The sequence below is a fragment of the Bradyrhizobium sp. IC4059 genome (assembly GCF_020193615.1).
Taxonomy (GTDB): domain Bacteria; phylum Pseudomonadota; class Alphaproteobacteria; order Rhizobiales; family Xanthobacteraceae; genus Bradyrhizobium; species Bradyrhizobium yuanmingense.
Genome location: NZ_JADYVH010000004.1, coordinates 223,248 through 238,937 on the forward strand (window position 1 = coordinate 223,248; position 15,690 = coordinate 238,937).

18 protein-coding genes are annotated in these 15,690 nt (G+C 64.8%); 12 read left to right on the forward strand and 6 right to left on the reverse strand.

Features of this window, described 5'->3' with window-relative positions:
* The first annotated feature begins 24 nt into the window (after positions 1–24).
* Complete coding sequence (locus I6F12_RS14570) at positions 25–723, forward strand: nitroreductase (RefSeq protein ID WP_035997645.1); 699 nt, start codon at positions 25–27, stop codon at positions 721–723.
* Between the two features lie 99 nt (positions 724–822).
* Here I6F12_RS14570 and I6F12_RS14575 read toward each other — a convergent pair whose 3' ends face one another.
* A complete protein-coding gene (locus I6F12_RS14575; RefSeq protein ID WP_018316216.1) occupies positions 823–1,371 on the reverse strand; it encodes a sigma-70 family RNA polymerase sigma factor in 549 nt (182 codons plus the stop codon).
* A complete protein-coding gene (locus tag I6F12_RS14580) occupies positions 1,371–1,604 on the reverse strand; it encodes a NepR family anti-sigma factor (RefSeq protein ID WP_025032292.1) in 234 nt (77 codons plus the stop codon). The genes I6F12_RS14575 and I6F12_RS14580 overlap by 1 nt, the downstream gene beginning before the upstream one ends.
* 231 nt (positions 1,605–1,835) lie before the next feature.
* Here I6F12_RS14580 and I6F12_RS14585 point away from each other — a divergent pair, with 231 nt between their 5' ends.
* The 10 genes from I6F12_RS14585 (at position 1,836) to I6F12_RS14630 (ending at position 11,344) form a co-directional block, all read left to right on the forward strand.
* The gene (locus I6F12_RS14585) at positions 1,836–2,642 is read left to right on the forward strand and encodes a response regulator (protein ID WP_035997648.1); all 807 of its coding nucleotides are present in this window, start codon (positions 1,836–1,838) and stop codon (positions 2,640–2,642) included.
* 155 nt (positions 2,643–2,797) lie between these two features.
* Entirely contained in the window at positions 2,798–3,412 is a 615-nt protein-coding gene (locus tag I6F12_RS14590) for a nuclear transport factor 2 family protein (RefSeq protein WP_225156698.1), read from the forward strand.
* A 249-nt stretch (positions 3,413–3,661) separates the two neighbouring features.
* Positions 3,662–4,084 carry a hypothetical protein gene (locus tag I6F12_RS14595; protein WP_109142370.1) on the forward strand — a complete coding sequence of 141 codons (423 nt, stop codon included), beginning with the start codon at positions 3,662–3,664 and terminating at the stop codon, positions 4,082–4,084.
* Positions 4,085–4,193: 109 nt separating this feature from the next.
* On the forward strand, positions 4,194–6,071 hold the full coding sequence (gene htpG, locus I6F12_RS14600) for a molecular chaperone HtpG (RefSeq protein ID WP_057028230.1): 1,878 nt from the start codon (positions 4,194–4,196) through the stop codon (positions 6,069–6,071).
* 168 nt (positions 6,072–6,239) lie between these two features.
* The gene (locus I6F12_RS14605) at positions 6,240–6,518 is read left to right on the forward strand and encodes a DUF3551 domain-containing protein (RefSeq protein WP_225156699.1); all 279 of its coding nucleotides are present in this window, start codon (positions 6,240–6,242) and stop codon (positions 6,516–6,518) included.
* A 202-nt stretch (positions 6,519–6,720) separates the two neighbouring features.
* The gene (locus I6F12_RS14610; RefSeq protein WP_225156700.1) at positions 6,721–8,535 is read left to right on the forward strand and encodes a long-chain-acyl-CoA synthetase; all 1,815 of its coding nucleotides are present in this window, start codon (positions 6,721–6,723) and stop codon (positions 8,533–8,535) included.
* 143 nt (positions 8,536–8,678) lie between these two features.
* Complete coding sequence (locus tag I6F12_RS14615) at positions 8,679–8,924, forward strand: acyl carrier protein (protein ID WP_015688794.1); 246 nt, start codon at positions 8,679–8,681, stop codon at positions 8,922–8,924.
* The gene (locus tag I6F12_RS14620; protein ID WP_225156701.1) at positions 8,911–10,293 is read left to right on the forward strand and encodes a fatty acid--CoA ligase family protein; all 1,383 of its coding nucleotides are present in this window, start codon (positions 8,911–8,913) and stop codon (positions 10,291–10,293) included. The genes I6F12_RS14615 and I6F12_RS14620 overlap by 14 nt, the downstream gene beginning before the upstream one ends.
* Positions 10,286–11,008, forward strand: a complete 723-nt coding sequence (locus I6F12_RS14625) for an SDR family NAD(P)-dependent oxidoreductase (RefSeq protein WP_109142372.1) — start codon at positions 10,286–10,288, stop codon at positions 11,006–11,008. The genes I6F12_RS14620 and I6F12_RS14625 overlap by 8 nt, the downstream gene beginning before the upstream one ends.
* A 126-nt stretch (positions 11,009–11,134) precedes the next feature.
* Positions 11,135–11,344, forward strand: coding sequence for a hypothetical protein (locus I6F12_RS14630; RefSeq protein WP_035997682.1), 210 nt, complete (start codon positions 11,135–11,137; stop codon positions 11,342–11,344).
* A 4-nt stretch (positions 11,345–11,348) separates the two neighbouring features.
* Here the strand turns inward: I6F12_RS14630 and I6F12_RS14635 are convergent, their stop codons facing one another.
* Positions 11,349–11,744: a hypothetical protein gene (locus tag I6F12_RS14635; RefSeq protein ID WP_225156843.1), complete on the reverse strand. Its 396-nt coding sequence runs from the start codon at positions 11,742–11,744 to the stop codon at positions 11,349–11,351.
* Positions 11,745–11,947: 203 nt separating this feature from the next.
* On the opposite strand from I6F12_RS14635, the gene I6F12_RS14640 reads away from it, so the two are divergent.
* Entirely contained in the window at positions 11,948–13,099 is a 1,152-nt protein-coding gene (locus I6F12_RS14640) for a DUF3095 domain-containing protein (protein WP_225156702.1), read from the forward strand.
* On the opposite strand, the gene I6F12_RS14645 is transcribed toward I6F12_RS14640, so the two are convergent.
* From I6F12_RS14645 to I6F12_RS14655, 3 genes are all read right to left on the reverse strand, one after another.
* Positions 13,096–13,530: a DUF2147 domain-containing protein gene (locus I6F12_RS14645; protein ID WP_225111620.1), complete on the reverse strand. Its 435-nt coding sequence runs from the start codon at positions 13,528–13,530 to the stop codon at positions 13,096–13,098. The genes I6F12_RS14640 and I6F12_RS14645 overlap by 4 nt on opposite strands.
* Before the next feature lie 109 nt (positions 13,531–13,639).
* Entirely contained in the window at positions 13,640–15,025 is a 1,386-nt protein-coding gene (locus tag I6F12_RS14650) for an MATE family efflux transporter (protein ID WP_035997689.1), read from the reverse strand.
* Positions 15,026–15,107: 82 nt separating this feature from the next.
* On the reverse strand, positions 15,108–15,635 hold the full coding sequence (locus I6F12_RS14655; RefSeq protein ID WP_035997755.1) for a GNAT family N-acetyltransferase: 528 nt from the start codon (positions 15,633–15,635) through the stop codon (positions 15,108–15,110).
* Positions 15,636–15,690 lie beyond the last annotated feature (55 nt).

Here is a 15,690-nt window from a genome sequence, read left to right on the forward strand (position 1 = left end):
AAAGAAAAAAGGGCGAGCTGAGTGATGGACGCACAAGTCAGACAGAACGACCGCATCGGGGTGCTCGAAGAGCTCCTCAACGAGCGCTACTCCGTTCGCGCATTTCTCCCCAAGGAGGTCGATCGCGCCACCATCGAGCATGTGCTGGCGACCGCGCAGCGCACGGCGTCCTGGTGCAACAGCCAGCCCTGGCAGGTTATCATCGCCAGCGGCGAGGCCAAGGAGCGCTTTCGCAAGGCGATCTACGCGGAGGCCTCGAAGGGCCTCGGCGATGACTACGACTTCACGCCACCGCGCGAATATGTCGGGGTCTATCTCGATCGCCGCCGCGAGAGCGGCTTCCAGCTCTACAACACGCTCGGCATCGCCCGCGGCGACAAGGCGGCCTATGCCAAGCAGGCGCTGGAGAACTACAATTTCTTCGGCGCACCGCATGTCGCCATCATCCACACCAACGAGCCGCTCGGCATCTACGGTGCGATCGATTGCGGCGCCTATGTCTCCAACTTCGTGCTGGCGGCGCAGGCGCTCGGGCTCGGCACCATTCCGCAGGCCGCGCTGGCGCGGCATTCCGGCCTGATCCGCCGCCACTTCGATCTGCCCGATGATCGCCGCGTTGTCTGCGGCATCTCGTTCGGCTATGCGGACCATGCGCACAAGGTCAACAGCTACCGCACCTCGCGGGCGAGCGTGGCCGAGACCGCAACCTTCGTGGATGTGTGATCGTGACGTGAGCCGGACGCATCGGTGTCAGACGCGCGCGCGAAGACAGCCGTGGAAGCGGCCGTCTTCGTCTCGTTCCGGTGCGATTGACGGCGGCGGTCAGCCGCCGCTGCCGCCGATCACGGCCCGCACAGTCTCGTCAGGCCCAAAATCCTCGGCGCCGTCGACATAGAGCAGCGCGGCGAGCTTCGAGCGGGCGCGGTTCACGCGGCTCTTGATGGTGCCGACTGCGCAGCCGCAGATCGAGGCAGCGTCCTCATAGGAGAAGCCGGACGCGCCGACCAGGATCAAGGCTTCACGCTGATCCTGCGGAAGCTTGTCGAGCGCGGTGCGAAACTCCTCGAATTCGAGGTGCGCATTCTGCGAGGGCTGGGTCTTCAGCGTCTTGGCGTAATTGCCCTCGGCATCTTCGACCTCGCGCCGCCGCTTGCGATAGTCCGACCGGAACAAATTGCGCAGGATCGTGAATAGCCAGGCCGGCAGGTTGGAGCCGGGCTGGAACGAGTCGATGTTGGCTAGCGCACGCAGCAGCGTCTCCTGGACCAAATCGTCGGCGCGGTCCGCATTGCCGCTGAGCGAGATGGCGAAGGCGCGCAGACTGGGCACGGCCGCCAAGATGTCGTTACGCAGGGAGTCCGTGAGAGGCATTAATCCCTCCCATTGTTGTTGTCGTTGGATCCGCCCTCATTTTCTACGTGGGGTGACGCTCCCGGCGCATCAAGCTTCTTGATCAGTTCTGCGAACCGATCCGGAACCCCCTGTCGCACGACATCGTCGTACATGGCGCGCAACTGGTGCCCGATCCGGGATTGAATCTCCGGAGTCAGGCCTCCCTTGCCGGGGGTCGTGCTTCTGCTGGCTTGAGACTTGAGATCTTTCATGACCTGTTCCACGTTTCCCCGAGTTAAGTGACTGTAAAATCGAGAAGTTTTCTCAACCGGGAGCCGTTCCCTGGATAGGCACAATTCCAGCTGCGCCAAAAAGTTCCCAGCTTGGCGGAACTTTTGTTGTCGTGAGGCGTAGACAGCCCAGCAGGGGAACCTGGGCCCCCCGCGTGATGCCTGACCTCAGGATTGGACCTCAAGGTTGGCCCAAAGACGAATGGAGTGGGGATGTCCCGTTCACAGGTAGTTGCTGAACACTTGCCGTTGTTGCGCAGGTACGCGCGGGCTCTGACAGGCAGCCAGGCCTCCGGTGACGCCTATGTCGCCGCCATGTTGGAAGCCATGCTGGGCGATCCGTCGGTGCTCGACGAGAACCATGGGCCCCGGGCCGGCCTGTTCCGGCTCTTCACCCAGATCTGGAATTCAGTCTCGATCAACGACGATGCCGAGGTGACGACCTTGCCGATGCCGCCGGAACGGCGGCTGTCGAACATCACCCCGCTGCCGCGCCAAGCCTTCCTGCTGCTCTCGCTCGAGGGCTTTTCGGAAGAGGAAGTCGCCTTCATTCTCGGCACCGATGTTGCCGAGACGCGCCGTCTTGCAGACGCAGCCGGACGCGAGATGGCCGCCGAGATCGCCACCGACGTGCTGATCATCGAGGACGAGACCTTCATCGCCATGGACCTCGAAAGCCTGGTGAAGAATCTCGGCCACAACGTCGTCGGCGTCGCGCGCACCCATGCCGATGCGGTGGCGCTGGCCAAGAACAAGCGGCCCGGCCTGATCCTTGCCGATATCCAGCTTGCCGACGGCTCGTCCGGCCTGGACGCCGTCAACGAGCTCCTGCGCACCTTCGAGGTGCCGGTGGTGTTCATCACCGCCTATCCGGAGCGCTTCCTCACCGGCGAGCGTCCCGAGCCGGCGTTCCTGATCTCAAAGCCGTTCCAGCCCGCGATGGTATCGGCGGTGGCGAGCCAGGCCCTGTTCTTCCAGCGCAACTCGCGCAATCGCACGCCCAAAGCGCCTGCGGCGTAACAAGGCGCCTGCGGCCGTCCCAATAGCGAAGTCCGGCGTGCCCAAGGCACGCCGGATTTTTTTCATGCCGCCGGCCCGCTTGACGGGCGCTGAATTCGCCGCCCATAGCTCATGTAGCAGCTGCGCGTGCGACCACGCCAATCGGAGACGTGCCCATGGACCAGCAACTCCTCGATCGTCTCGCCATCCGCGATCTCGTCGAAAACTGGGCGGTGTGGCGCGATGCCGGCGACTGGGAGCGCTTTGCCACGGTTTGGCACGAAGAAGGCTGGATGTCCGCGACCTGGTTTCAGGGGCCGGCCCGGGATTTCATGCGGGTCAGCCAGGAGGGTTTTGCCAGGGGCGTGCGCATCCTGCATTTCCTCGGCGGCACCAGCATCGATCTTGCGGGTGCGCGAGCGATCGCGCAGACCAAGATGACCATCTCGCAGCGCGGCCTCGTGCACGACGTGCTCTGCGACGTCGTCTGCACCGGACGCTTCTATGATTTCCTGGAGAAGCGGGACGACCCATCAGGTATCGGCAAATGGGGCATCGTCCGCCGCCAGCCCATCTACGAGAAGGACCGCATCGACCCGGTCGATCCCGCCGCGACGCTTCGGCTCGACCAGGATGCGCTGGCTGCACTCCCCGAGGGCTACCGCCACCTCGCCTACATGCAGGAGCTGATCGGCTACAAGGTGAAGCGCGACATGCCGGGCCTGATCGGCCCCGAGGTCGAGAAGCTCTATGGCGAGGGCCGGGAGTGGCTGGTAGGAAAGGCGAAGTAGGCCCCAGATAAAAGTAAGGCGCGACTGGCATCACCACAGTCGCGCCCTACGTCGCCGGCTTATGGGGCAGGGGGGAATAGCCGGCTGCTGAGACGACTCCTGTGCGCGAAAGTCGTTCCACGGCGCGCGAAATATTTTGCCGCCTGCTGCTTTTTTTCGCACACGGTTAAGTGATCGTAGCTGTCGAGAACCCCCGATCCTGCGGCGGCGTTGTTCCCGTGCCCGCCATGGGGCGAGGGATCGACAGCCATGTCACAGATTCAAAAGGTTTTTTTGAGCGCAATTGCGGTCGTCGCCACCCTCGGTGCCGTGCAACTGGCCTCCGGCCACGATCTTGCGGACCGCTGGCAGGCGGTCGCCGACATCCCCAGCCATAGCTCCACAGCCGCGGTGGGCCACAACGTCAACCGCGTCGCCAAGACAGACCGGCTCGCCGAGATCAAGCCGGCAGCCGTGCCCACCCGTACCGTCTCGATGCGGCTGAACGACCTCGCCGATACGTCGGTGCTGCTGCGGGTCCCCGCCGTGATCGAGACCGGCAATGCCAAGACACCGGTGCTGCTCCAGAACCAGAAGAAGCCTCGCAACAAGCCGACGATCGCCTGTGAGCCGATGGTCAGCTCCCTGACCGAGGTCGCAAGGCTGCTCCAGCCCGGCCGCTGCGTGACCTGACCCCCTCTCCGCGAGGGGGGTTGGCGGACCCAGACTTCACATCCTCTTGATCCGCCATTGCCTCGCGCTATATCCGGGTTCCCTCCCTTTTGTTTGACCGGGTAAGCGCATGACGACGTCAGATACGGCTGTGCATACGCAGCCTTTCCAGGCCGAAGTTTCCGAACTGCTGCACCTGATGGTGCACTCCGTCTATTCGGAAACCGACATCTTCCTCCGCGAGCTCATTTCCAACGCCTCCGATGCCTGCGACAAGCTGCGCTACGAGGCCATCGCCAGTCCCGCCCTGCTGGGCGAAGGCGACGCACTCAAGATCCGCATCATCCCGAACAAGACGGCCAAGACGCTCACGATCGCCGACAACGGCATCGGCATGGAGCGGCAGGAGCTGATCGACCATCTCGGCACCATCGCCCGCTCCGGCACCAAGGCGTTCGTATCCAAATTGAAAGAGGCCAAGGATGGGCTCGGCCTGATCGGCCAGTTCGGCGTCGGTTTCTATTCCGCCTTCATGGTCGCAGAGAAGATCGTCGTGATCAGCCGCCGCGCCGGCGAGAGCGATGTGTGGACCTGGACGTCCTCCGGCGGCTCCGGCTTCGAGATCGCCCGTGCCAGCGACGAGGAAGCGGCGCGCCTGACGCGCGGCACCGAGATCGTCCTGCACCTGAAGGACGATTCCAAGAAATATCTCGAGACCTACGAGATCGAGCGTATCGTCACCGCCTATTCCGACAACATCCTGTTTCCGATTGAGCTCGTGCCCGAAGACGGCGAGCCGCGCCAGATCAATTCGGCGAGCGCGTTGTGGCAGCGCTCCAAATCCGAGCTCACGGCTGACGATTACAAGAAGGCCTATCAGCAGATCGCCTCTGCCTTCGACGATCCCGCGATGACGCTGCACTACCGCGCGGAAGGACGTTACTCCTACGCCGTGCTGCTGTTCGCGCCCTCGACCAAGCCGTTCGACCTGTTCGAGCCGAACCGCAAGGGCCGCGTGAAGCTCTACGTCCGGCGCGTCTTCATCACCGACGATGCCGACCTCTTGCCGGGGTACCTGCGCTTCATCCGCGGCGTGGTCGACAGCGAGGATCTTCCGCTCAACATTTCGCGCGAGATGCTCCAGAACAATCCGCAGCTGGCGCAGATCCGCAAGGCGGTGGCGACGCGTGTGGTGTCCGAGCTCGAAAGCCTTGCCGACAAGGACCCCGAGAATTTTGCCAAGATCTGGGACGCCTTCGGCGCGGTGCTGAAGGAAGGCATCTACGAGGATTTCGAGCGGCGCGAAAAGCTGCTCGCACTGTCGCGCTTCACCACTACGTCGGGCGAGAAGCGGTCGCTGAAGCAGGTCATCGCCGATTTCAAACCGAACCAGACCGAGATCTATTATCTCGTCGGCGACAGCATTGAGCGGCTGAAGTCCAATCCGCGGCTGGAAGCTGCGACCGCGCGCGGCATCGAGGTGCTGCTGCTGTCGGATCCCGTCGACGCGTTCTGGACCTCGATGCCCTCGGATTTCGAAGGCAAGCCGCTGAAGTCGCTGAGCCAGGGCGATCTCAATCTCGATTTGATTCCGCGTATCGACGATAAGGACGAGGCGAAGAAGGACGAGCCGGCTGCGGACGAAGCAGCCACCATCGCGGTGATCAAGGCCGCGCTGGGCGAGCGCGTCAGCGACGTCAAGGTCTCGACGCGCCTGACCAGCTCGGCCTCCTGCCTCGTCGCCGACAGCCAGGGTCCGAGCCGCGAGCTCGAGCGCATCTTGTCGCAGCAGAACCGCGGCATGAAGACCAAGCCGATCCTCGAGATCAATTTGCGCCATCCGCTGGTCACCGCGGTCACCAAGGCGCAGGCTGGCTCGACAGTCGTCGACGATATCAGCCTGCTTCTGCTCGAGCAGGCGCAGATCCTGGACGGCGAATTGCCGGAAGACCCGGCGGCGTTCGCGGCACGGCTGAACCGGCTGGTGTTGCAGGGGCTCGGCGGCTAGCGCTGCCTCGCAGCATCATTCGGACCGCCAGGTTGTCAGATCGCTCATCGCGCAACGCCTCTGGCGCTGCGCGTCTCACTCACCTTGACGTCATCAGGTCTCAGGAACAGTCGCGGACGGCGAGATGTTGTGTCATATGAAGCGACGTCACCAGTTCGAGGATTTCCCATGCGCTTGTCATTCCTCACTCTTACCGCGGTCTTCACGCTGCTGGGCGCAGCGGATGCCAGCGCGCAGCGATACGATCCGGCCTATCCCGTCTGCATGCACCGCTACGTCGGTGGCGGCCCTGGTGGCGGAGGCAGTGACTATTTCGACTGCTCGTTCACCTCGTTGGAGCAGTGCCGCGCCACGGCGTCGGGCCTTGCCGCGACCTGCGACCTCAATCCCTATTACGCCTTCAACGTATCGCCGCCGCCGCGCCGGCGTCCCAAGAAGGTGCACTGAGGCGAACGGGACCAAGGCCGGGAATTCTGCATTCATCGCTCTTTCGACCTGGTCACACCCGTCGGCGCGCTGCCGGCGGGTGCGACCTTGGCTGCGCGCTGCCGACCGTTAATCGCGCCCTAACCGGGTTTTACCTTGTCTCTTAACGCCTGGGTCAGGGCGCGCGGGCTATACTGCCGGAAACCGCAGATCGCCCGAAAGAGTGAACAATATGACCACCGGCGTCATCGAGAAGCCGAAAGCCGCGCGCGCACCGTCGGCTTCCAAGATCTGGTTGAGGGCGATCGAGCTCACCGCGCGGATCGAAACGCTGCCGGGCCGCCTGTTCGCCGACGTCGTCGACGATTGGGCGCAGCGCCAGCCTAACCGCGTTGCTCTGGTGGCGGACGAGGCAAGCCTCGATTACGAAGGCCTCTCGAAGAGGATCAATCGCTACGCCCGCTGGGCGCGCTCGCTCGGCCTGTCCAAGGGCGATACCGTTGCGCTGATCATGCCGAACGGCATCGATTATATCGCGGCCTGGCTCGGCACCAGCCGCGTCGGCGGCGTGGTCGCACTGATCAACACCAAGCTCGTCGGGCAATCGCTCGCGCACTGCCTTGATGTCGCGAAGCCGATGCATGTCATCGTTGCGCATGAGCTAGCGGGGATGCTGGACAGCGCGGCACCTCATCTGAAGACGGCGGCAAAAGTCTGGACGCATGGCGATAGCCGCAGCGAACGTGCGATCGACGTCGCGCTTGCCGTTCTCGACGACGGCCCGCTATCGCCGGAGGAGCATGGCGAGGTCACCATCGACGACCGTGCGCTGCTGATCTACACCTCCGGCACCACCGGCCTGCCGAAAGCGGCCAGCATCAGCCACCGCCGCATCCTGAATTGGGGGTTTTGGTTCGCTGGCCTCACCGGCGCGACGCCGCAGGATCGGCTCTACGATTGTCTGCCGCTGTTCCATTCGGTCGGCGGCATCGTCGCGCCGTGCAGCATTCTGGCCGCCGGCGGTTCGGTAGTGATCGCCGAGAAATTCTCGGCCTCGCATTTCTGGTCCGACATCGTCCGGCACGACTGCACGCTGTTTCAATATATCGGCGAGCTCTGCCGTTACCTGCTCAAGGCCGCACCCTCGGAATACGAGAATCGGCATCGCCTGCGGCTCGCCTGCGGCAACGGGCTGCGCGGCGATATCTGGGAGGATTTCCAGGCGCGCTTCGCCATTCCGCGCATCCTCGAATTCTACGCCGCGACCGAAGGCAATTTCTCGCTGTTCAACGTCGAGGGCCAGCCGGGTGCGATCGGCCGCGTCCCGGCGCTGCTCGCGCACCGCTTTCCTGCCAGGCTCGTCAAGCTTGACCCCGATAGCGGCGCGCCGCTGCGCAATGAAGAGGGCTTCTGCATCGCCTGCAGCCGCGGCGAGGCCGGCGAAGCGATCGGCCGCATCGGCACCGCGGACGAGGGCGGTGGGCGCTTCGAGGGCTACACCGATGCCGGTGAGACCGAGAAAAAAGTCTTGCGTGACGTCTTCGTCAAGGGCGATGCCTGGTTCCGCACCGGCGATCTGATGCGGATGGACGACAAGGGATTTTTCCATTTCGTCGACCGTATCGGCGACACGTTCCGCTGGAAGGGCGAGAATGTCGCGACCTCCGAGGTGAACGATGCCGTGCGCGATTTCATTGGCGTCGTCGATGCCGCCACCTATGGCGTCAGCATTCCCGGCGCCGACGGCCGGGCCGGGATGAGCGCGATCGTCGTGAACGAGGGCTTTGACATCAGCGCGCTGCCCGCCCATCTCGCGCAACGCCTGCCGGTCTACGCCCGCCCGCTCTTCATTCGTATCTCGCGCGAGCTCGACGCCACCGAGACCTTCAAGCAGAAGAAGGGCGAGCTCGCCCGCGAGGGATTTGACCCGGCCGCGGTCGCCGATCCGCTGTTCATGCTCGACCCGATATCCGGCCTCTACGTCGCGCTGGACGCGGAGACATATGCGGCCATCTCGGGCGGTACGATCAGGCTGTAGGGCAACCAAAATCGAGAGATAGGTCCAATTTTATCTGAATTGTCCAAGAAGCCATTTACTTCTGTCGGGTAAACAGACCGCGATGGGGAGGCGGTCAGCAAGAGCCGCCGCAACAACGAGATCGATAACAAAGCGAGCCAGCCATGTCGGTAAGGTCAAAGGTCATTGAAGCGATTCAGCAGATCGCCAAGGAGCAGCACGTCACGCTTCCCGCCCTCTCGGACGATCTGTCCCTGCATGAGACGGGCTTCGACTCGCTCGCCTTCGCCATCCTGGTCGCCCGCCTCGAGGACGAGACCGGCGTCGATCCCTTCACCATTTCCGAGGACGCAGCGTTCCCCGCCACGGTGGGCGATTTCGTGCGGGCCTACGAAAATGTCCCCGCGTGAGATCTTTGCACTTCGCGACCATCTTGGCGCGGAGCTGAAAGGCCGCACCATCTCCGATGCGCATGATGTCGTATCGCTGACGGGCATCCTGTCGCACACTGTTCTGGGCGGGCGGCTGCACGAGCTCTCTGGCCGTGCCGTGCTGCTCAAGCTGTCGGACCAGCTCCGGTCCGGCCTTGCCATGATCGAGCTCGACGGTATCGCCCGCCGCATGCTGTTGTGTCCGCCGGACCTCAACCCGGCGCATCTCGACGCCTTGATCGCGGATGCCGGGATCGATGCCGTCGTCACCGACGAGCCCGAACTCTGGGCGGCGTCCGGCGTGCCGCTGGTCGTCACCGCGCAATTGCCGCCGCAAGCCGCCCCGCCGGCCAAGACCGCGCGCGGCACCGAATGGCTGATGCTCACCTCGGGCACCTCGGGGGTGCCAAAGATCGCCGGCCATACGCTGGAAGCGCTGACCGGCGCGATCGTCGCCGAAGGCCCATCGCGCGGACCTGCACCGGTCTGGGCAACGTTCTACGACATCCGCCGCTATGGCGGCCTGCAAATCTTTCTCCGTGCCATCCTCTCCGGCGGTTCGTTGGTGCTGTCCGATCCCCATGAGGCGCTCGCCGATCACGTCGCGCGGCTGAAGGCGCGCGGTGTCTCGCATATCTCCGGCACGCCTTCGCATTGGCGCAAGCTCCTGATGAGCGGCTCGGCCGCCCAGTTCGCCCCGGCTTACGTCCGTCTCTCCGGCGAGATCGCCGACCAAGCCGTGCTCGACGGCCTGAAGGCGGCATTCCCCCATGCGTCCGTCGGCCATGCCTATGCCTCGACCGAGGCCGGCGTCGGGTTCGCCGTCAATGACGGGCTGGAAGGCTTTCCGGCCGACTATCTCGGCAACCGCAACGGCGTCGAGATGAAAGTCGTCGACGGCTCGCTGCGCATCCGCTCGACGCGCACGGCTCATGCCTATATCGGCCGCAACGCCTCCGCGCTCACCGACGACGACGGCTTTGTCGACAGCGGCGACATCGTCGAGCTGCGCGGCAACCGCTATTATTTCGTCGGCCGGCGCGGCGGCATCATCAATATCGGCGGGCTGAAGGTCCACCCCGAGGAGATCGAGGCGGTGATCAACCGCCATCCGGATGTGCGGATGTCGCGCGCGAAGTCGCGCAAGAGCCCGATCACCGGCGGCATCGTCGTCGCGGACGTGATCCTCACCGAGGGCACCGATCCGGCGCGCGCGAAAGAGATCCGCGACCAAATCCTGGATCTGTGCCGCGCCCAGCTCGCATCCCACAAGGTGCCGGCGGTCCTCCGCTTCGTCGAGGCGCTCGACGTCACCCCGGCCGGAAAACTGGCGCGCACCGATGCATAATGTTCTCGTCACCGGCGGCAGCCGCGGCATCGGGCTTGCGATCGGCAAGCGCCTTGTCGCGGCCGGCTTCAACGTCATCGCGGCGGCGCGGCGCGAAAGCGAAGAGCTCAAGGCGGCCATCGCAGCTGCCGACGGGCGCCTGCATTTCCGTGCCTGCGATCTTGCCGTGATCGATGCAATCCCGGCCTTCGCAAAGCTCGTGCGCGACGAATTCGGCCCGATCTACGGCCTCGTCAACAATGCCGGTCTCGGCACCGAAGGCCTGCTGGCCACCATGCACAATTCCGAGATCGAGGCGCTGGTGCAGCTCAACGTGCTGTCGCCGATCATCCTCACCAAATATGTGGCGCGCCAGATGATGGCCGACGGCACTGGGCGCATCATCAACATCTCCTCGATCATCGCGACGACAGGCTATAACGGCCTCTCCGTCTACGGCGCGACCAAGGCCGCCGCGACCGGCTTCACCCGCTCGCTGGCCCGTGAGGTCGGCAAGCTCGGCATCACCGTGAACGCGATCGCGCCGGGCTTCATCGACACCGAGCTCACCCACAATCTGTCTGAGGAAGGCCGCAAGCGCATTGCGGGCCGCAGCGCGCTGCGCCGGCTGCCGGAGACGGATGACGTCGCGCGCATGGTGGAATACCTCCTGGGCGAAGGCGGCCGCAACGTCACCGGCACCGTGTTCACCATCGATGCCGGGAACACGGCGTAGACGGAACCCGGCTGCCACAATTGCGCTGATCGTGCGCAATGACAGCCAGCCGGATTTGGTCGTAAGATGCCCCGCAATCGATTGGTTTACGTCAATCGATCTGCCCTAAACGAAGGGGAGCAGTCGATGGCCACTTCAGACATGACCGCTTCAAGCCGGGCCCTGAAAGAGCCGGTGCGTGTGAAGTCGGATGAGGTCCGCTGCCCGCCGATGTCGCATCAGAATTCCGGCGATCACGGCCACGAGGCGTATCCGCAGCAATTCGTGCGCCTGATCGGCTGCCACGACGTCCCTGCATCCCAGCTGCGCAAGCGTCAGGACGAGAAGCTGCACTAGCCGCTCACGGCCGCTGCTTCAGCAGGTCGAATCGTTCGTGTGAAAATTCCGGCGGCCCTTCGGTGAGGCGGCGAATGCGGCGCTCGCGTTCGTCTGGCGGCAATGCCGGATCGAGCAGTAACTCGATCTCATGCACTGCGATCTCTTCGATCTTGGTCGCGTCCGATACGACCGGGTGCGCGGGCGCGGAGACGGGGAGTGCCAACTTCAGCCCCAGCTCGATCAGCTTGCAGATCGCATCCGAGCGGGTCAGGCGGTGAGCTTCAGCCCAGGCATCGACCGCCTCCGTGAATCTTTCCGGCATCTTCACCGCGCTGATCGGGTCGACACCCGTGCGCCGGCGGACCGGACAGGTGGAGTCCTTGCTGCTGAAGTCGGACACCTCGATTTTACCATGCAACCCCTTGGAGCCGACCGACGATAGCCGCTCTCCCCGGAAGGCCGTTTGATGCCGATCAATGATCCCGCCGGGGCATTGCAAGGCGGCCGCATCTTGTTGTCCGGGCCGCTTTCGGCCAATGATCGAAAGGGGGCGCGAGCCAGCGAACCCGGATCGATCCTGCCACGTATCTTGCTTCGCATTCCAACAGTCCGGCAATCCCGATGAGCTCAGGCGAGTCCTTCTATGGCGGCATTCCCGTCTTCCGAGGCTTCACCAGCCTGATGGATCCTGCGCTTTATGCGCCGCTGCCGGACGACTGGAGCATCGGTGTTGCCGATATCGTCGATTCGACCAAGGCGATCGCGGCGCAGCGCTACAAGGCCGTGAACATGGCCGGTGCCGCCGTGATCGCGGCGGTGACCAATGCGCTGCAGGGGCGGGAATTTCCCTTCGTATTCGGCGGCGACGGCGCCAGCTTCGCGGTGGCGCCAGATGACGTCGAGCTTGCCCGCCAGGCGCTGGCTGCGACCGCAACCTGGGTGCGCGAAGACCTCGATTTGACCCTGCGCGTCGCCTTGGTGCCGGTCAGCGTCATTCGCGCACAGGGCCTCGATGTGCGCGTCGCCCGGTTCGGGCCGTCGGCCAACCTGTCCTATGCGATGTTTTCGGGCGGCGGGCTCGCCTGGGCCGACGCCGCGATGAAGCGCGGCGAGTTTGCCGTCGAGGAGGCGCCTGGCGGCACGCAGCCGGACCTTTCGGGCCTGTCGTGTCGTTTCGAGGTGATGCCGGCGGCGCGCGGCCTGATCCTGTCGGTGCTGGTGATGCCGGCGCGCGGCGTCGATCAGGTGGCCTTCCGCAGGGTGATCGAGGACATCATTCATCTCGTCGAGCGCAGCCCGGAGGGCGGCCGGCCGGTGCCGCCGCAGGGGCCCCCGCTGAAATGGCCGCCGCAGGGCGTGGAATTCGAGGCCCGAACCAGGCGCGGAGGTCCGCTGCTCGCGCGCAGAGCCAGCGTACTCGCCTATACGTTGTTCGCCTATTTCATCATGCGCTTCGACATCAAGATCGGCGGTTTCGTGCCCAGCCTCTACAAGCGGCAGGTGGTCGAGAACTCGGACTTCCGTAAATACGACGACGGCCTGCGCATGATTCTGGACTGCACGCCGCAGCTCGAGCGCGCGTTGAACGATCGTCTCAAAGCCGCTGCGCGCGAGGGCATCGTGCGCTACGGCCTCTACCAGCAGGACGCTGCGATGATGACCTGCTTCGCGCCGTCGGCGCTGCGCAGCGATCACGTCCATTTCATCGACGGCGCGCGCGGCGGCTATGCCTCGGCGGCGACGGCGTTGAAGGCGATGATGGCAGCGGGTTAGCGCCCCGCGCGCGTCCAGGTCTCACCGCCGCAGAGCGCGCCGACGCAGCCTTCGACCCGCAGCGCGTCCGCGCCAGTCAGGCTGATGTTGCTCGCATAGGTGCTGCCGTCGTCCGCATTGTAGATCTGGCCCGACCATTTGTTCGGTCCCGTCGGCTCCATGCCGCTGAACAATGGCAGGCCGATCATCGGGCGCCTGGCGAGCGCGGGATTGGGATTCTTGCTGTCGGTGGCGGGCTGGCCGGTCGCGCTGTCCATGGGCTCGCGCAGCCAGACGATGTGGCCGCAGATGCCGCCGCCGCATTTGCTGATCTTGACGCGTGCATCGCCCGCCTGCGTGAGCCAGGTCCCGTCGGCGCTCTGCGCATGGGCGGAAGGCGCACCGATCAGCGCAGCCAGAATGACGGTGAGAGCGACGAATCTGAATGTCATGGAGAGGAGCCCTGGAATGGAGGCGACTCCATAGCAGCAAATCGAGCGCGCGCAACGCCCGAGGGAATCACATCTCTGAGCTTATCTGCCGGCGCTTATTTGCCTGCGATCATTTGCCCCAGCGCGCGAATGCGACCGAGGCGGCGGTCGAGAGCCCGAACACGACCATGGCGCCCCCGACCAGCGCGAACAGGGTCCAGGCCGGCGCTTGCGCGGTCATCAGTCCGATGCCGCCGATCGCAACGATCAGAAGCCGTGCCGTGGAAGCGAGCACCGGACCGCCGACGCGTGCGGCGCCTTGCGAGGAGAAGTAAAGCGACACGCCCATGCCGAAGAACACGAAAGCCGGACCGGCCCAGTGGAAATAGCTGTGCGCGGCGGCGGTGACGCCGGGATCGCGGGTGAAGAGCCCGACCCACAGTGACGGCGCGAGCGCAACGACGAGGCCGATCAGCCCCACCGTGAGTCCCGAGGCGGCAGCCGCGGTCCAGGCGACACGCCGCGCGCGCTTCACATGCCCGGCGCCGATCGCCATGCCGACCATCGGCACCGAGGCGATGCCGAAGGCGAAGGTGATCGGGATCAGCAGAAATTCCAGCCGCGAGCCGATACCGTAGCCCGCCAGCATCTCGGTGCCGAAGGTCGCGAGGATCTTCGTGAAGATCAGAATGGTGAGCACGGTCTGCAGCGGCGACAGGCAGGCCACCGCGCCGACTTTGAGAATGTCCAGGAACATCGCGCGCTCGAAATGAAAGGCGCGGACATCCAGCGGCAGCCGGCTGCGCCCCGACAACAGATACCAGATGAAGAAGATCGCCGCGCAGCTGAACGCGATCAGCTGCCCGCTCGCCACGCCCGGCATGCCGAATTGCGGCACTCCGAACAGGCCGAGCCCCAGCGTGCCGCCGAGCACGATCTGCAGCGCGCTCGCGCCGATCAGAATCATCGAAGGCAGGCGCATGTCGCCGGTACCGCGGATCACCGAGGCCAGCGTGTTGACGAGCCAGATCGCGACCGCGCCGGAGAACAGCACCTGCGAATAGCCGCTGGCCTCCTCGAGCACGCGCTCGCGTCCGCCGAGCAGCGCGAAGAAGGAGCGGCCGAAGGCGAGCATCATCACCGTGAAGAACAGCCCGCCGCAAAGGCCGATGATGGCGGCATGCAGCGCCAGCGTCGCGGCGCGGTCGCGATCCCCTGCGCCGAGGGCGCGGCTGATTGCGGACGAGACGCCGCCGCCCATCGCGCCCGCGCTCATCATCTGCGTCAGCATCGCGAACGGAAACACCAGCGCGATCGCGGCGAGCGGGATGGTGCCGAGCCGGCCGATATAGGAGGTCTCAGCCACTGCGACGAGCGTGCTGCCGACCATCGCGATCATGTTGGGGATCGCGAGCCGCAGCAGCGTCGGCAGGATCGGCGCGGTCAGGAGGCTCGCGATGGGGGAGGCGACCGGCGCAACCGGCGGGACGGCATCTGCGGGGGCGTCGATCGTCATGTTCACCGGGCGGAAAATTAAATGATGACCGACATATTATAAGAGAATGAGCCGGCCGGCGCAGCCCTGGCTCACGCAGGGCTCACCACGGCAGGCCGCATAGGTCGATGGTGCCCAGCGTCGGCGCGCGCACGATGTGGAAGACATAGGGCGCCATGTAGGTGAACCGAATCCGCCCTTCCGGCTGTTCGCAATAGACCTCGCCTTTGAACGGCAGCCAGCTCCGGGCCTCGTAGAACGCGAAATTGTGCGGCTCGCAGACCAGTAGGGCGAACCGAACCGCCTCGTTGGCGCGCATGGTATGCACCGCCGCGTCGATCGCCACGGTCGCATAGCCACGGCCGCGCTGGTCCTCGCGCGTCGAGACGCCGCCGATGCCGCCGATATGAACCTTCTGTCCATTCCAGGTGATGGTGCGGAAGTAGATGCCGACATGGCACACGAGACCATCCTCGGGCGTCTCGACCAGCACGCGGAGATCGGCATTGGCCCATTTGACATGAGCCCAGGGCTTGCCTGCGACCAACTGCGGTGCCCAGACCGCCTGAAGTAGCGGCTCGGCCCTCGGCCACGAGGCGTCGCCGTTCAATATGTCGATCTCGATGCTCATGGCGTCGTCCTCCACAGCTCCGCTTCGTGGCGCGTTTGTTCTGTCTTAAGCTCCT

Bases quoted from the DNA above. Each gene is read 5' to 3' on its own strand.
- I6F12_RS14570 (WP_035997645.1), top strand. From the start codon at position 25: ATGGACGCACAAGTCAGACAGAACGACCGCATCGGGGTGCTCGAAGAG.
- I6F12_RS14575 (WP_018316216.1), bottom strand. From the start codon at position 1,371: ATGCCTCTCACGGACTCCCTGCGTAACGACATCTTGGCGGCCGTGCCC.
- I6F12_RS14580 (WP_025032292.1), bottom strand. From the start codon at position 1,604: ATGAAAGATCTCAAGTCTCAAGCCAGCAGAAGCACGACCCCCGGCAAG.
- I6F12_RS14585 (WP_035997648.1), top strand. From the start codon at position 1,836: ATGTCCCGTTCACAGGTAGTTGCTGAACACTTGCCGTTGTTGCGCAGG.
- I6F12_RS14590 (WP_225156698.1), top strand. From the start codon at position 2,798: ATGGACCAGCAACTCCTCGATCGTCTCGCCATCCGCGATCTCGTCGAA.
- I6F12_RS14595 (WP_109142370.1), top strand. From the start codon at position 3,662: ATGTCACAGATTCAAAAGGTTTTTTTGAGCGCAATTGCGGTCGTCGCC.
- htpG (WP_057028230.1), top strand. From the start codon at position 4,194: ATGACGACGTCAGATACGGCTGTGCATACGCAGCCTTTCCAGGCCGAA.
- I6F12_RS14605 (WP_225156699.1), top strand. From the start codon at position 6,240: ATGCGCTTGTCATTCCTCACTCTTACCGCGGTCTTCACGCTGCTGGGC.
- I6F12_RS14615 (WP_015688794.1), top strand. From the start codon at position 8,679: ATGTCGGTAAGGTCAAAGGTCATTGAAGCGATTCAGCAGATCGCCAAG.
- I6F12_RS14620 (WP_225156701.1), top strand. From the start codon at position 8,911: ATGTCCCCGCGTGAGATCTTTGCACTTCGCGACCATCTTGGCGCGGAG.
- I6F12_RS14625 (WP_109142372.1), top strand. From the start codon at position 10,286: ATGCATAATGTTCTCGTCACCGGCGGCAGCCGCGGCATCGGGCTTGCG.
- I6F12_RS14630 (WP_035997682.1), top strand. From the start codon at position 11,135: ATGGCCACTTCAGACATGACCGCTTCAAGCCGGGCCCTGAAAGAGCCG.
- I6F12_RS14640 (WP_225156702.1), top strand. From the start codon at position 11,948: ATGAGCTCAGGCGAGTCCTTCTATGGCGGCATTCCCGTCTTCCGAGGC.
- I6F12_RS14645 (WP_225111620.1), bottom strand. From the start codon at position 13,530: ATGACATTCAGATTCGTCGCTCTCACCGTCATTCTGGCTGCGCTGATC.
- I6F12_RS14650 (WP_035997689.1), bottom strand. From the start codon at position 15,025: ATGACGATCGACGCCCCCGCAGATGCCGTCCCGCCGGTTGCGCCGGTC.
- I6F12_RS14655 (WP_035997755.1), bottom strand. From the start codon at position 15,635: ATGAGCATCGAGATCGACATATTGAACGGCGACGCCTCGTGGCCGAGG.